The sequence below is a fragment of the Janthinobacterium sp. FT14W genome, from assembly GCF_009208755.1.
GTDB lineage: Bacteria > Pseudomonadota > Gammaproteobacteria > Burkholderiales > Burkholderiaceae_D > Janthinobacterium > Janthinobacterium violaceinigrum.
Genome location: NZ_WFLL01000130.1, coordinates 1 through 535, shown reverse-complemented (window position 1 = coordinate 535; position 535 = coordinate 1). Strand labels below are relative to the sequence as shown.

The following is a 535-nucleotide window of genomic DNA, read 5'->3' as shown; positions in this document are numbered from 1 at the left end:
CGCAGCATCGACGGCACGTAGTGCAGCGTGGTGACGCCGGCGCTGTTGATCAGGTGCTGGAGATATTCCACATCCATGTGGCCGCCCGGGCGCGCCAGCAGCACGCAGGCGCCGCTCATGAGCGGCCAGAAGAACTCCGGGACCGATACATCGAAGCTGTACGGCGTCTTTTGCAGATAGATGTCGTGTTCGTCGAGCTGGTATTGCTTCTGGGCCCATGAAATGCGGTTCATGATCGCGCGGTGCTCGACCATCACGCCTTTCGGGCGGCCGGTCGAGCCTGAGGTGTAGATCACGTAGGCCAGGCTGTCGGGCCGGGCCAGGGACCGCACGTCGATGCCGTCGCGCCGCGCCGCCTGCGCGTGTGCCGCAATCGCCTCCCAGTCCCCGTCCACGGCGATCAGGATCGTATCGGGACCGGTGAGCTCGCGCAACTGCTCCTTGAAAGTGGCCTGTGTCAGGATCACTTTCGCCTGCGTATCTTGCAGCATGTATGCGAGCCGCTCCTGCGGGTAGTCCGGATCGAGCGGCACGT

1 protein-coding gene is annotated in these 535 nt (G+C 64.3%); it reads right to left on the bottom strand.

Features of this window, described 5'->3' with window-relative positions; genetic code table 11:
* Window positions 1-535, bottom strand: a 535-nt coding sequence (locus GCN74_RS28295; protein ID WP_152259709.1) for an AMP-binding protein, incomplete at both ends; no start/stop codon positions are given.